Below are 13,645 nucleotides of genomic sequence, written 5' to 3'. Positions count from 1 at the left end.
TTCGAGCACCGGGCACCCCGTGGCGAGGCTCACGGGGCGATCTCTTACCTGATCCCTACTCGGCCTGTGCCCCGGTACCACCCAGTAGGTACGCTGCCCTGCATGCGTGCACTTCTTGTGGTCAATCCGGCAGCAACCACTACGAGTGCACGAACACGTGACGTGCTCATCCACGCGCTCGCGAGCGAGATGAAGCTCGAGGCGGTCACCACGGAGTACCGGGGGCACGCACGCGATCTGGGGCGACAGGCGGCGCAGAGCGAGGACATAGACATGGTCGTCGCCCTCGGCGGCGACGGGACGATCAACGAGGTCGTCAACGGACTGCTGCACGCCGGGCCCGACCCCGAGCGCCTGCCCGGTCTCGCCGTGGTTCCCGGCGGCTCCACCAACGTCTTCGCTCGCGCCCTGGGCCTGCCCAACGACCCCGTGGAGGCCACCGGCGCCCTGCTGGACGCGCTGCGTGAGGGCAGTGAGCGTACGGTCGGGCTCGGCCTGACCTCGGGCACCCCGGGCACGGAGGACGAGGCCGTCCCTTCGCGCTGGTTCACCTTCAACGCCGGGCTCGGCTTCGACGCGGGCGTGGTCGGCCGGGTCGAGCAGCACCGCGAGCGGGGCAAGAAATCCACACACGCTCTTTACGTCCGCCAGGCCGTGCGCCAGCTGCTCGGTGAGCCGCAGCGCCGGCACGGGTCGATCACCCTGGAGCGGCCGGGCGCCGAGCCGGTGACCGATTTGGTGCTGTCCATCGTCTGCAACACGGCTCCGTGGACCTATCTGGGTAATCGCCCGGTGTACGCGTCGCCTAAGGCCTCGTTCGATACCGCGCTCGACGTATTCGGTCTCAGCCGCCTGTCCACGGCCGCGGTTGTCCGGTATGGGACCCAGTTGCTCACTTCGTCCCCCGAGCGGGGCCCTCAGGGCAAGCACGCCGTCTCCCTGCACGACCTGGACCGGTTCACCTTGCATTCGAAGGTGCCGCTGCCCCTCCAGATGGACGGTGACCACCTGGGGCTGCGCACCAGCGTGACGTTCACAGGCGTACGCCGTGCACTGCGTGTGATTGTGTGAGCAGAAGGGGCTAAAGTCCTTTCACTCGAACGTTTAGGCCAGGATCCACCCCATGGAAGTACGGCTGTGACCTAGTCGACACCGAGGAATCAAAAAAAACTTTCCGGAAGGGGTTGTATCCGCCGCTGAGGTTTGCGAGTCTCTACGTGGCGATCGGGACAGCCCGCAACACCGGCATCCACTGATCACCGGAACCCCTCTTCAAACACCAGGACCACGCCAGGGAACCTGGCTGGTGGCCCTTCACTTGTTGAGGGATTCGTGAAAGCGTTCACATTCACAAGCAACCTGCACGTAATACCAAGGAGAGGTAGCAGCCATGGACTGGCGTCACAACGCCGTTTGCCGCGAGGAAGACCCCGAGCTCTTCTTCCCCATCGGCAACACCGGTCCTGCGCTGCTGCAGATCGAGGAAGCCAAGGCCGTCTGCCGTCGCTGCCCGGTTATGGAGCAGTGCCTGCAGTGGGCGCTCGAGTCCGGCCAGGACTCCGGCGTCTGGGGTGGTCTCAGCGAGGACGAGCGCCGTGCCATGAAGCGCCGCGCCGCCCGCAACCGGGCCCGTCAGGCCTCCGCCTGACAACACCCGCCCCGCACAGCCTGAGCTTGGCGGCGCGTACAGCGAGTACGCATCTCCCGCCCCCGAGCCGCAGCGCGCAGTACCCCCGATGCGCAGCAATTGCTGGCAACGAGCATGTTGAGCCCCGGACCCCTGAACGGTCCGGGGCTTCTTGCTGTCGTCCGCGGCTTCTTGCTGTCCTCGACACCGAGGCCGGCCCCGCCGACCGGCCTACTTCTGCGCCCGCACCGGAAGGTCCAGGATCACCTGCGTGCCGCGCTCCGGCGCCGGGACCATGTCGAAGGTTCCCCCCAACTCCCCCTCCACCAGCGTCCGTACGATCTGCAGGCCGAGGTTGCCGGAGGTGTGCGGGTCGAAGCCGGCGGGCAGGCCGACGCCGTCGTCCTGGACGGTGACCAGCAGGCGGGCCTCCTTGGTGGTGCCGCCCCGCACCGCGGAGACCTCGACGGTGCCGGTGTCGCCCTCACGGAAGCCGTGCTCCAGGGCGTTCTGGAGGATCTCGGTCAGCACCATGGACAGTGGGGTGGCGACCTCCGCGTCCAGGATGCCGAAGCGTCCCGTGCGCCGGCCGGTGACCTTGCCCGGGGAGATCTCGGCGACCATCGCGAGGACCCGGTCGGCGATCTCGTCGAACTCCACCCGCTCGTCCAGGTTCTGGGACAGCGTCTCATGGACGATGGCGATCGAGCCGACGCGGCGGACCGCCTCCTCCAGGGCCTCCCTCCCCCGCTCGGACTCGATACGGCGGGCCTGGAGGCGGAGCAGCGCGGCGACCGTCTGGAGGTTGTTCTTCACCCGGTGGTGGATCTCCCGGATGGTCGCGTCCTTGGTGATCAACTCACGCTCGCGGCGGCGCAGTTCGGTGACGTCCCGGAGCAGGACGAGCGAACCGATGCGGGTGCCCTTGGGTTTGAGCGGGATCGCGCGGAACTGGATGACCCCGTCGTTCGCCTCGATCTCGAACTCGCGGGGCGCCCAGCCGCTGGCGACCTTGGCGAGCGCCTCGTCCACCGGACCGCGGGTCGGGGCGAGTTCGGCAGTGGTCTGGCCGAGGTGCTGGCCGACCAGGTCGGAGGCGAGGCCCATGCGGTGGTAGGCGGAGAGCGCGTTCGGGGAGGCGTACTGGACTATGCCGTCCGCGTCGAGGCGGATCAGGCCGTCACCGACCCGGGGCGCCGCGTCCATGTCCATCTGCTGGTCGGGGAAGGGAAAGGCGCCGGCCGCGATCATCTGCGCGAGGTCGGAGGCGCTCTGGAGGTAGGTCAGCTCCAGACGGCTCGGGGTGCGCACGGTGAGCAGGTTGGTGTTGCGTGCGATGACGCCGAGGACGCGGCCCTCGCGCCGTACGGGGATCGACTCGACCCGGACGGGGACCTCTTCGCGCCACTCCGGGTCGCCCTCGCGCACGATCCGGCCCTCGTCGAGGGCGGCGTCCAGCAGGGGGCGGCGGCCGCGGGGGACGAGGTGGCCGACCATGTCGTCCTGGTAGGAGGTGGGGCCGGTGTTGGGGCGCATCTGGGCGACGGAGACATAGCGGGTGCCGTCGCGGGTGGGGACCCACAGGACCAGGTCGGCGAAGGAGAGGTCGGAGAGCAGCTGCCACTCCGAGACCAGCAGATGGAGCCACTCGAGGTCGGAGTCGCCGAGTGCGGTGTGCTGGCGTACGAGTTCGTTCATGGAGGGCACGTCTGCGAGCGTACCCGGGCCTTCTGAGGTGTCCGAAAAAACACCCGCGGGCCGCGGCGCCTGAGAGGGACCCTCAACCCTCCCGGCACCGCAGCCCGGAGCAATATCGGCCGCGGGGTGTGCGGTCCCGGTCGGCCGAAGGTGAGGAGCCGGGGCAGTCAGGGCAGAGAGCTCCGGATCCTCGGTCCGCCTTCCTGTGCGGGGAAGACGGAAGTGTGGTGGTGCTCCTTCGCACGGCTTCCTTACGATTGTGGACTAGACCACTTCCGTGTGTCCATGCGTCGGAGGTTGTTTGTTGATGTCAGTTCGCGAGCCGGCCGCCCGGCCCGGGCGGACTGGTCGGGGGTCCTGGCATCCACAACGCAGCCTAGCCTGTGTGGGTTCCTGTGCGGGACCGGATGGGAGGCCAATTTCGGCGAGTTCCCGCACAAGGTGAAGAGTGGGCGGCGGGGGTGGGAATTCCCGGCGGCGACGCCCGGCCGGAGCGGGTCCGCTCTGTTAGATTGGTCTAAACCACATAGCCCGCGGACTCCCCCTTCCCTCCTTCTTCCTCCCTTCTCAGAACGGCAGGCCAGCGTGGAAGTTGTCATCGTTCCGGACGCCAGGTCGGGCGGCGAGCTCATCGCCGAGGCCATGGCGCAGCTCCTGCGGCGCAAGCCCGACGCCCTGCTCGGCGTGGCCACCGGTTCCACCCCGCTGCCCATCTACCAGGCGCTGGCGGCCAAGGTGCGCTCCCGTGCCGTGGACACCGCACGGGCGCGGATCGCCCAGCTCGACGAGTACGTGGGGCTGTCCGCCGACCACCCCGAGTCCTACCGTTCGGTGCTGCGGCGGGAGGTGCTGGAGCCGCTCGGCGTCGGGATGGACGCGTTCCTCGGCCCGGACGGTACGGCCGAGGACGTCCAGGGGGCGTGCGAGGCGTACGACAGGGCGCTGGCGGAGGCCGGCGGGGTGGATCTGCAGTTGCTCGGGATCGGGACCGACGGGCACATCGGCTTCAACGAGCCGTGCTCCTCGCTGGCCTCCCGGACGCGGATCAAGACGCTGACCGAGCAGACCCGGATCGACAACGCGCGCTTCTTCGACGGCGACATCGAGCAGGTCCCGCACCACGTCATCACCCAGGGCATCGGCACGATCCTGGAGGCGCGGCACCTGGTGCTGCTCGCCACGGGCGAGGGCAAGGCGGACGCGGTCGCGGCGACCGTCGAGGGGCCGGTCGCGGCGGTGTGCCCCGCCTCGGCGCTCCAGCTGCACCCGCATGCGACGGTCGTCGTCGACGAGGCCGCCGCGTCCAAGCTGAAGCTCGCGGACTACTTCCGGCACACCTACGCCAACAAGCCGCACTGGCAGGGACTCTGAGCACCGGCCGCGCGCATCCCGGGCGACACGAAGGCGCCGGGCTCCCAGGAGGGAGCCCGGCGCCTTCGGCCGCGTAGGGCTTCAGCAGGTCGGGGGAGGTCCGCTGCGGTTCGGCAGCGCCCCCGAAGGGGCGCGGAGCTGTGTCGCTATGCGGCTCCGTCGCGTGGGCTCTACCGGCCACGACGGTGCCGCAGACGGCCGACGGCACATCGCGGCCCCGCTGCGAAGCCGCACATCGGCACGGCCGGCGGAGCGCCTACCGCACGCCTGCGATGACCTCCGCCGCCGCTCGGCCGCAGACGCGGGCCGCGCCGTGGGTGGCGAGGTGGAGGGCGCCGCGGGGCGCGGCCTGGGGGACGCCCATCTCGACGACGACGGTGTCCGGGCGGGCGGCGAGGAGGGTGCCGAGGGCCGTCGCCATCCAGGGGTGGCGGTGCTCGTCGCGGACCACGGCGACGATGCGCCGCTCCCCCGCCGCGGCCAGCGCCGCGTGTCCCGCGTCCTCGCCGGCGAAGCTGCCCGTCTCCGTGCCGGGCAGGAGCCGGGCGAGCTCCGCGGTGACGCCCCACGGGGTCTCGTCGCCGACGGCGATGTTGGCGACCGGCGTGAGGGCGGCGACGTACGGGGCCTCGGTGAGCGGGGTGAAGCGGTCCGCGCCGGTGAGGCGGAGGGCGCGGCGGGCGGCGAGGAGGCCGATGTCGGGGCGCACCGCAGCCGCCTCGGCGGGAGCCACGGCCGAAGCCGTCCACCGGGCCAGCGCCCGGACCCGTTCCGCCGCGTCCGCCAGGCGTTCCTCGGGCAGTTCGCCCCTGCGGACGGCGGCGACGAGGGCGTCGCGCAGGCGGCGTACCGTCTCGTCGTCGGCGAGGCCGCCGCCCACGCAGATCGCGTCCGCGCCTGCCGCGATCGCGAGGACGCTCCCCCGCTCGATGCCGTACGTCGCGGCGATGGCCTGCATCTCCATGCCGTCGGTGACGATCAGGCCGTCGTAGTGGAGGTCGCCGCGCAGGAGGTCGGTCAGGACGGGGCGCGACAACGTTGCCGGGCGGTCGGGGTCCAGGGCGGGGACGAGGATGTGGGCGCTCATCACCGCGCGTGTGCCCGCGGCGATGGCCGCGCGGAAGGGGGCCAGCTCGCGCTCGGCCAGCACCGCGGGGTCCGCGTCGATGCGGGGCAGGGCGAGGTGGGAGTCGACGGCCGTGTCGCCGTGGCCGGGGAAGTGTTTGGTGCAGGCCGCCACTCCCGCCGCCTGGAGGCCGGTGACGTAGGCCGCGGTGTGGCGGGCGACCAGGTCGGGGTCGGCACCGAAGGAGCGGACGCCGATCACCGGGTTGCCCGGATCGGAGTTCACGTCGGCCGACGGGGCCCAGTTGAAGTCGACCCCGCAGGCCGCGAGCCGGCGGCCCAGCTCGAAGGCGACCTCTCTGGTCAGTTCCACGTCGTCCACCGCGCCCAGCGCGTGGTTGCCGGGGAAGCTGGAACCGGTGCGCACCTCCAGGCGGGTCACGTCTCCGCCCTCCTCGTCGATCGCAACGAGCACGTCGTCGCGTTCGGCACGCAACTGGGCGGTCAGCGAGGCCAGTTGCCCGGGTGAGGCGATGTTGCGGCCGAACAGGCCGACCGACGCGAGGCCCTCACCGAGGCGGCGCAGCAGCCAGTCGGGGGCGGTGGTGCCGGGGAAGCCGGGCTGGAGGACCGTCAGGGCGTCGCGCGTCAGAGTGTCGGTGCCGCTGGCGATTGTCGTCATCGGGGGCGTTATCCCTTCACGGCGCCCGCGGTCAGACCCGCGGCCATCTTGCGCTGGACGAGGAGGAAGAGGACGACGATCGGTACGGCCATCATGGTGGCGCCGGCCATCATCGGGGCGTACTCGGTGCCGTGCTTGGTGGTGAAGTTGCCGAGCCAGACGGTCGCGGTCTGGTTCTTCTGGCTGAGCAGCATCAGGGCGTAGAGGTACTCGTTCCAGGCCTGGATGAAGCCGTAGACCGAGGTGGCGACCATGCCGGGGGCGAGGAGCGGGAACACGATCCGCAGGAAGGCGCCCGTGCGGGAGCAGCCGTCGACCATCGCGGCCTCCTCCAGCTCCTTCGGGATGTTGACGATGAAGCCGCGCAGCGTCCACACCGTGAAGGGGAGGATGAAGGTCAGGTACGTGATGATCAGGCCGGTCAGCCGGTCGTACTGGCCCAGGTCGTTCAGGAGCAGGAAGACCGGGATGATCATCGCGACCAGCGGGACCATCTGGACGGCCAGGATGCCGACGATCACGATCTTGCGGCCGCGGAAGGCGAACCGGGAGATGGCGAGGGCGGCCAGCATGCCGACGACGACGCCGATCGCGACGACCGCGAGGGAGACGACCAGGCTGCGGCCGACCGGGCCCCAGAAGTCGGCGATGTCCAGGGCGCGGCTGAAGTTGGACAGGGTGAGGCCCGTGGGCAGCAGGCTCGGGTCCGGGTCGATGGCGTCCTTCGCCGGCTTGAACGCCGTGTTGAGCATCCAGTAGACGGGGAAGCCGGCGGTGACGAAGACGAGGAGGCCGAGCAGGTTCCAGCCGAGCTTGGACTTCCGACGCCCCGAGCCGGTCCCGGAGCCGCTTCCCGCGGTGGCGACGGCGCTCATTCGACCTCTCCGATCTTCAGCATCTGGCGCATGTAGACGGCGACCACACCGAGCAGGAGCAGCACGGTGATCAGGGCGATCGCCGAGCCCTGCCCGTAGTCGTTGACGACGAAGGCGCGGTCGTAGGAGTACGTCGTCAGGATCTGGAACTCGGCCTCGGGATGGCCGTTGCGCATCACGAAGACCTGCGGGAAGACGCCCATGTCCCAGATGACCGACAGGGTCGTGAGCATCACGAGGATCGGCTTGAGGACGGGCAGGGTGACGTACCGGAAGACGCCCCAGGAGCCTGCGCCGTCGAGACGGGCGGCCTCCTCCAGTTCCTTCGGGACCTGGGTGAGGCCGGCGCTCAGGGTGATCACGACGAAGGGGACGGCTCCCCAGACCACCAGGAGCATGATCACGGCGAGGCCCTGCGGTCCGCTCGCGAACCAGTTGTGCCCGATCAGTTCGACGCCGGGCAGCTTGCTCAGGACCGCGTTGAGGATGCCGTAGTCGGCGTCGAACAGCCATTTGAAGACGGTGGTGGCGACGATGACCGGCATGCCCCAGCTGGCCACCAGGGCGATGTTGACCAGCGTCTTCACCCAGCCGGAGACCCGCTGGAGCAGCAGCGCGATCAGCATGCCGATGACCATCGTGAAGATCACGCAGCCGGCCGCGAAGACGATCGTGCGCAGCACGACCGCCCAGAACTCGCCGTCGCCCAGCACCTTGGTGAAGTTCTCGAACCCGACCGACTCGGCCGGCTGGAAGCCCCACAGCTGGGACTGGCCGAACTTCTGGAAGGAGAGGGTGACCAGGCGGACCAGCGGATAGCCCATCACCAGCAGGAGGACCAGCAGGCAGGGGGCGAGCAGCAGCCAGGGGGTGCCGGCGGTGCCGGAGGTCCGTTTCACGCGGGGCCGCTGCGGTGCGGGCGGTGGCGGTGCCGACCGCGGCGGCGGCACCTTGGCAGGGGTGGTCGTGTCTGCGGCACTCATCGCGCGCTCCTCAGCGGTCCCTCAGGTCGTACGAAGGCAAAGACCGGTAGGTCGTACGGACGGCGGGGCTCCGCCGCAGCGGAGCCCCGCCTCGCCTCACTTGGTGTTGATGACCTTGTCGATCGCGGCGTCCGCTTCCTTCGCGGCTTCCTCGACCGTCTTCTTGCCGGTGCCGATGCTCTGCAGCATGGTCTGCAGGATCTGGGCCTTCTCGACCTGGCCCCAGCCGGGGGCCATCGGGACGAACCAGTTGGACTCGGCGGCGGTGGCCGGTACGGCCGTCTTGGGGTCGCCCTTCAGGGTCGCGAGGTCGGTCTTGTTGTTGGGCAGGTTGCCCTTGGCCATCAGGCCCTTCTGACCGGAGGGGCCGGTGAACGCGTTGATCCACTCGGCGGCGAGGTCCTGCGCGTCCGACTTCACCGGGACGGCGAGGTCGGAGCCGCCCAGGAAGACGGGGAGGTTCTTGCCGGACGGGCCGGGCATCACGAAGTTCTCGAGGTTGCCCTTGAGCTTGCCGGTCTTGTCGTTCTCCGGGGCCTCGGCGGTCGCGCCCTCCCAGGCGGCACCGAAGATCATGCCGGACTTGCCCTGGCCGTAGACGATGTACCGGTCGGACTCGTCCTTGGTCTTGTCGCCGTGCATGTACTTGTCGACGACGTTCTTGAACTCGTTGAGGCCCTTGACGGACTCCGGCGAGGAGAGGTTGGCCTTCCACTCGCCGCCCGACTCGACCGCGATGGAGCCGCCGGCGTCGTAGACGAAGGACATGGCCGCGTACCAGTCGCGGGTGGGCTGGTACCAGGCGTTGAACTTGTCGCCCTCCTTCTTCTGGACCTTGTCCAGGGCGGCGGTCAGCTCCGCGTACGTCGTCGGGGCGGTCTTCACACCGACGGAGGCGAAGAGGTCCTTGCGCCAGTTGCCGACGCGGCCGCCCGCGTAGTACGGGACGCCGTAGGTCTTGTCCTCGTAGGTCACCGAGGCCTTGAGGCCGTCCAGCCAGGCGGAGGAGTTGTCGAACTTCGAGGCGTCGAGGGGGGCGAAGGCGCCCTTGACCATGTAGCCGAGCATCTCGGTGTTGCCCATCTCGACGACGTCGGGGGCCTTGTCGGTGGCGAGGACCGCGTCGAGCTTGGCGTTCTTGTCGGGCCAGCCGTAGTACTCGTGGGTGATCTTGAGGCCGGGGTGCTTCTTCTGCACCGCCGCGTCGGCGGCCTTCACCAGGTCGGGCCAGTTGTTCTGCGCGTCGACGGTGAGCCAGACCGTCAGTTCCTTGGCCTCGGCGCCGTTCTTGTCCGAGCCCCCGCTGTCCTTGTCGCCCCCGCACGCCGCGATGGAGATCATCATGCCCGCGATTCCGATCGCGGCTGTCAGCTTGCGCTTCACGCCATCCTCCTCAGGGATGCCACAAACCCCCCTGCCTCCTCGCCGCGGTCGAGCGTCAACGCGTACCGTCCGTGGGGCCGGGACCTGGACCAGTGGTGTAGACCAGTGCGGAGAGCTTGGCTCAGACCAATAGGGCTGTCAAGGGTGTGCAACCGGGGTTGGGTCGTCCGTTACGCGACCGCGATATGCAGGGACTTTTCAATTTCTGGGCGGTGGATCGAGCCCCGTCGGCGGGGTGTACCACTGACCCGCAAGCCGCGTGCTGGACTAGACCAAGAAGGGTCCCGGAGGTATACAGAGAAGATCACGGAGCGCGCGAGGTCACCCGCAGGGGACACCCCGCCCACGAACCCGTGCCACGATGTGACCCGCGGCCGATGGGATGTCGGTCGTTTCGGCACCGGAGCCGGGAAGGCAGGCCATGAGCACCGACGTCAGCAGTGCGGAGAACGAGGGTGGGGCGACCGTCCGTACCGCGCGTGTGCCCAAGTACTACCGCCTGAAGAAGCACCTGCTCGACATGACGGAGACCCAGGCGCCCGGTACACCGGTGCCGCCCGAGCGGACGCTGGCGGCCGAGTTCGACACGTCGCGCACGACCGTGCGCCAGGCCCTTCAGGAGCTGGTCGTCGAGGGCCGGCTGGAGCGCATCCAGGGCAAGGGCACCTTCGTCGCCAAGCCGAAGGTGTCCCAGGCGCTCCAACTCACCTCCTACACCGAGGACATGCGCGCCCAGGGCCTCGAACCCACCTCCCAGCTCCTCGACATCGGCTACATCACCGCCGACGACACCCTCGCCGGTCTGCTCGACATCGCCCCCGGCGGGCGCGTGCTGCGCATCGAGCGGCTGCGCATGGCCAACGGCGAGCCGATGGCGATCGAGACGACCCACCTGAGCGCGAAGCGCTTCCCCGCCCTGCGGCGCAGTCTCGTCAAGTACACGTCCCTCTACACCGCGCTCGCCGAGGTCTACGACGTCCATCTCGCGGAGGCCGAGGAGACCATCGAGACCTCGCTGGCCACCCCGCGCGAGGCGGGCCTGCTCGGCACCGACGTGGGCCTGCCGATGCTGATGCTCTCCCGGCACTCCCTGGACAAGGAGGGCAAGCCGGTGGAGTGGGTGCGGTCGGTCTACCGGGGGGACCGCTACAAGTTCGTGGCGCGGCTGAAGCGGCCTGCGGAGTAAGACGGGGCGAGAACAGGGTCGGCTGGGGGTCCGGGGGTTACCCCCCGGAACAATGCAGCGTGGCGCGGCTCAAGCGCCCCCAGGGGGAGTGAACCCCGACGGGTCGCGCAACGACTGGAAACTCGCTGTCAACCGATACCGGCGAGTGGGCAACTCTTGAAGGACGGGAGGGCTCCCGGTGCGCCGCGAAGGAAGCGAAGCGCGCCGGAACCCTCGCTCCTACAGGGGGTTTCCCGGAACGGAACCGTCGCTTAGATTTCCTGCGCACTACACGGTGTTCAGTGAGGGGACGGAGCCGCTCGATGTCAGATGCCCCAGAAGTGACCAGAGGACCGGTGGTGACGCCCGTGCGCGTCGTCATCGCCCTCTGCCTGTTCGCGCCGTTCGTGGCGATGCTGTGGGTGGGTTCTTACGCGAAGGTGGATCCGGCGTTCATCGGGATCCCCTTCTTCTACTGGTACCAGATGCTGTGGGTGCTGATCTCCACCGCGCTCACGATGGTCGCGTACAAGCTGTGGCAGCGTGACCAGCGCGCCCGCAAGGCCTCGGACGGGGGTGCGTCGCAGTGAAGGACGGCGTGAACGGCGTCGCACTCGCCGTCTTCATCTTCTTCTTCCTGGCCGTCACGGTCATGGGCTTCCTGGCCGCGCGCTGGCGCAAGGCCGAGAACGAGCACAGCCTGGACGAATGGGGCCTGGGCGGACGGTCGTTCGGCACCTGGGTCACCTGGTTCCTGCTCGGCGGTGACCTCTACACGGCGTACACCTTCGTCGCCGTCCCGGCGGCGATCTACGCGGCGGGCGCGGCGGGCTTCTTCGCGGTGCCCTACACGATCCTCGTCTACCCGCTGATCTTCACGTTCCTGCCGCGCCTGTGGTCGGTCTCCCACAAGCACGGGTACGTGACGACCTCGGACTTCGTGCGCGGCCGCTTCGGCTCCAAGGGCCTGTCGCTGGCGGTGGCCCTGACGGGCATTCTGGCGACGATGCCGTACATCGCGCTCCAACTGGTCGGCATCCAGGCCGTGCTGGACGTGATGGGCGTCGGCGGCGGTGAGAACACCAACTGGTTCATCAAGGACCTGCCGCTGCTGATCGCCTTCGGTGTGCTGGCCGCGTACACCTACTCGTCGGGTCTGCGCGCCCCCGCGCTGATCGCGTTCGTGAAGGACACGCTGATCTACATCGTGATCGCGGTGGCGATCATCTACATCCCGATCAAACTGGGCGGGTTCGACGACGTCTTCGCCAAGGCGGGTGACGCGTACGCGCAGATCAACCCGGCGACGGAGAAGCCGCGCGGCGCCCTGGTGCCGGCCGAGGCGAGCCAGTGGACCTACGCCACACTGGCGCTGGGCTCCGCGCTGGCGCTCTTCATGTACCCGCACTCGATCACCGCGACGCTGTCCTCGCGCAGCCGTGACGTGATCCGCCGCAACACCACGATTCTGCCGCTGTACTCCCTCATGCTCGGCCTGCTGGCCCTGCTGGGCTTCATGGCGATCGCGGCCGGCGTCAAGGTCACCAACGGGCAGCTGGCGATCCCGCAGCTCTTCGAGAACATGTTCCCGGACTGGTTCGCGGGCGTGGCCTTCGCGGCGATCGGCATCGGCGCGCTCGTCCCGGCGGCGATCATGTCCATCGCGGCCGCGAACCTCTTCACCCGCAACATCTACAAGGACTTCATCAAGCCGGACGCCACGCCCAAGGACGAGACCCGCGTCTCCAAGCTGGTCTCGCTCCTGGTGAAGGTCGGCGCGCTGGCCTTCGTCCTGACGATGGACAAGACGGTCGCCATCAACTTCCAGCTCCTGGGCGGCATCTGGATCCTGCAGACCTTCCCGGCCCTGGTCGGCGGTCTGTTCACCCGCTGGTTCCACCGCTGGGCCCTCCTCGCGGGCTGGGCGGTCGGCATGGTGTACGGCACGGTCGCCGCGTACGGTGTCGCCTCCCCGACCCAGAAGCACTTCGGCGGCTCGTCGAAGGAGATCCCGGGCATCGGCGAGATCGGCTACATCGGTCTGACGGCGTTCGTGCTGAACCTGGTGGTGACGGTGGTCCTGACCTTCGTCCTGAAGGCGGTCAAGGCTCCGGAGGGCATCGACGAGACGAGCCCGGAGGACTACACGGCGGACGCCGGCGACCCGGGCGTCCAGGTGGAGCTGCCGCCGGCGACGGCGGGGGCGAGCCACTGACGCTGCGGTGATCACGGGCCGCCGGAGGATTCCGGCGGCCCGTTGTCGTACCTGTCGGGCACACTCGGCCCCATGGACATCGTGATCAGGCAGGCGGAACGCGGCGAATTCGAGACCATCGGCGAGATCACCGCCCAAGCCTATCTTCAGGACGGTCTGCTCGACTTCGGGGAGAGCGACGCGTACCTCGGCGAGCTGCGGGACGTGGCCAAGCGGGCCGCCGCCGCCGACGTGCTGGTCGCCGTCCAGCAGGGCCGGGTCGTCGGGGGCGTGACCTTCGTGCCGAGCGGCGGCCCCATGGCCGACATAGCCGGGCCCGGTGAGGCCGAGATCCGTATGCTCGCGGTCGCCCACGCCGCACGCGGCCGAGGCGTCGGCGAGGCCCTCGTCCGCACCTGCCTCGACCGGGCCCGGGCGACGGAGGGCTGCGTCCGGGTCGTCCTGTCGAGCCAGCGCACGATGCGTTCCGCCCATCGCATCTACGAACGTCTGGGCTTCACCCGCACCCCCGAGCGGGACTGGAACCCGATCCCGCACCTCGACGACCTCACTCTCCTCACCTACGAGTTGACGCTCTGAAG

12 protein-coding genes are annotated in these 13,645 nt (G+C 69.3%); 7 read left to right on the top strand and 5 right to left on the bottom strand.

What is annotated here, in order from left to right:
* The first annotated feature begins 102 nt into the window (after positions 1-102).
* Positions 103-1,071 carry a diacylglycerol/lipid kinase family protein gene (locus IE263_RS38805; protein WP_189942796.1) on the top strand — a complete coding sequence of 323 codons (969 nt, stop codon included), beginning with the start codon at positions 103-105 and terminating at the stop codon, positions 1,069-1,071.
* Between the two features lie 319 nt (positions 1,072-1,390).
* On the top strand, positions 1,391-1,648 hold the full coding sequence (locus IE263_RS38800; RefSeq protein ID WP_016639615.1) for a WhiB family transcriptional regulator: 258 nt from the start codon (positions 1,391-1,393) through the stop codon (positions 1,646-1,648).
* 210 nt (positions 1,649-1,858) lie between these two features.
* On the opposite strand, the gene IE263_RS38795 is transcribed toward IE263_RS38800, so the two are convergent.
* Positions 1,859-3,334, bottom strand: a complete 1,476-nt coding sequence (locus IE263_RS38795) for a sensor histidine kinase (protein WP_189942795.1) — start codon at positions 3,332-3,334, stop codon at positions 1,859-1,861.
* Positions 3,335-3,910: 576 nt separating this feature from the next.
* On the opposite strand from IE263_RS38795, the gene nagB reads away from it, so the two are divergent.
* Positions 3,911-4,696: a glucosamine-6-phosphate deaminase gene (gene nagB / locus IE263_RS38790; RefSeq protein ID WP_189942794.1), complete on the top strand. Its 786-nt coding sequence runs from the start codon at positions 3,911-3,913 to the stop codon at positions 4,694-4,696.
* A 256-nt stretch (positions 4,697-4,952) separates the two neighbouring features.
* Here nagB and IE263_RS38785 read toward each other — a convergent pair whose 3' ends face one another.
* The 4 genes from IE263_RS38785 to IE263_RS38770 form a co-directional block, all read right to left on the bottom strand.
* Positions 4,953-6,443, bottom strand: coding sequence for a glycoside hydrolase family 3 protein (locus tag IE263_RS38785; protein WP_189942793.1), 1,491 nt, complete (start codon positions 6,441-6,443; stop codon positions 4,953-4,955).
* Positions 6,444-6,451: 8 nt separating this feature from the next.
* Positions 6,452-7,318 carry a carbohydrate ABC transporter permease gene (locus tag IE263_RS38780; RefSeq protein ID WP_189942792.1) on the bottom strand — a complete coding sequence of 289 codons (867 nt, stop codon included), beginning with the start codon at positions 7,316-7,318 and terminating at the stop codon, positions 6,452-6,454.
* Positions 7,315-8,301 (bottom strand): carbohydrate ABC transporter permease, encoded by a 987-nt coding sequence (locus IE263_RS38775; protein ID WP_189942791.1) that lies wholly within the window; start codon positions 8,299-8,301, stop codon positions 7,315-7,317. Before IE263_RS38775 ends, IE263_RS38780 begins: the two co-directional genes overlap by 4 nt.
* 96 nt (positions 8,302-8,397) lie before the next feature.
* Positions 8,398-9,684: an extracellular solute-binding protein gene (locus IE263_RS38770; RefSeq protein WP_189942790.1), complete on the bottom strand. Its 1,287-nt coding sequence runs from the start codon at positions 9,682-9,684 to the stop codon at positions 8,398-8,400.
* 421 nt (positions 9,685-10,105) lie between these two features.
* On the opposite strand from IE263_RS38770, the gene IE263_RS38765 reads away from it, so the two are divergent.
* From IE263_RS38765 to IE263_RS38750, 4 genes are all read left to right on the top strand, one after another.
* On the top strand, positions 10,106-10,870 hold the full coding sequence (locus IE263_RS38765; protein ID WP_189942789.1) for a GntR family transcriptional regulator: 765 nt from the start codon (positions 10,106-10,108) through the stop codon (positions 10,868-10,870).
* A gap of 302 nt (positions 10,871-11,172) precedes the next feature.
* Positions 11,173-11,439 (top strand): DUF3311 domain-containing protein, encoded by a 267-nt coding sequence (locus IE263_RS38760; RefSeq protein ID WP_189942788.1) that lies wholly within the window; start codon positions 11,173-11,175, stop codon positions 11,437-11,439.
* Positions 11,436-13,064, top strand: a complete 1,629-nt coding sequence (gene mctP, locus IE263_RS38755; protein ID WP_189942787.1) for a monocarboxylate uptake permease MctP — start codon at positions 11,436-11,438, stop codon at positions 13,062-13,064. The genes IE263_RS38760 and mctP overlap by 4 nt, the downstream gene beginning before the upstream one ends.
* A 72-nt stretch (positions 13,065-13,136) precedes the next feature.
* The gene (locus IE263_RS38750; protein WP_189942786.1) at positions 13,137-13,643 is read left to right on the top strand and encodes a GNAT family N-acetyltransferase; all 507 of its coding nucleotides are present in this window, start codon (positions 13,137-13,139) and stop codon (positions 13,641-13,643) included.
* The last annotated feature ends 2 nt before the right edge of the window (positions 13,644-13,645 follow it).

This window comes from Streptomyces aurantiogriseus (assembly GCF_014649375.1).
Taxonomy (GTDB): Bacteria; Actinomycetota; Actinomycetes; order Streptomycetales; family Streptomycetaceae; genus Streptomyces; species Streptomyces aurantiogriseus.
The sequence above is the reverse complement of the archived record's forward strand: the minus strand, read 5'-3'. Positions and strand labels throughout refer to the sequence as shown.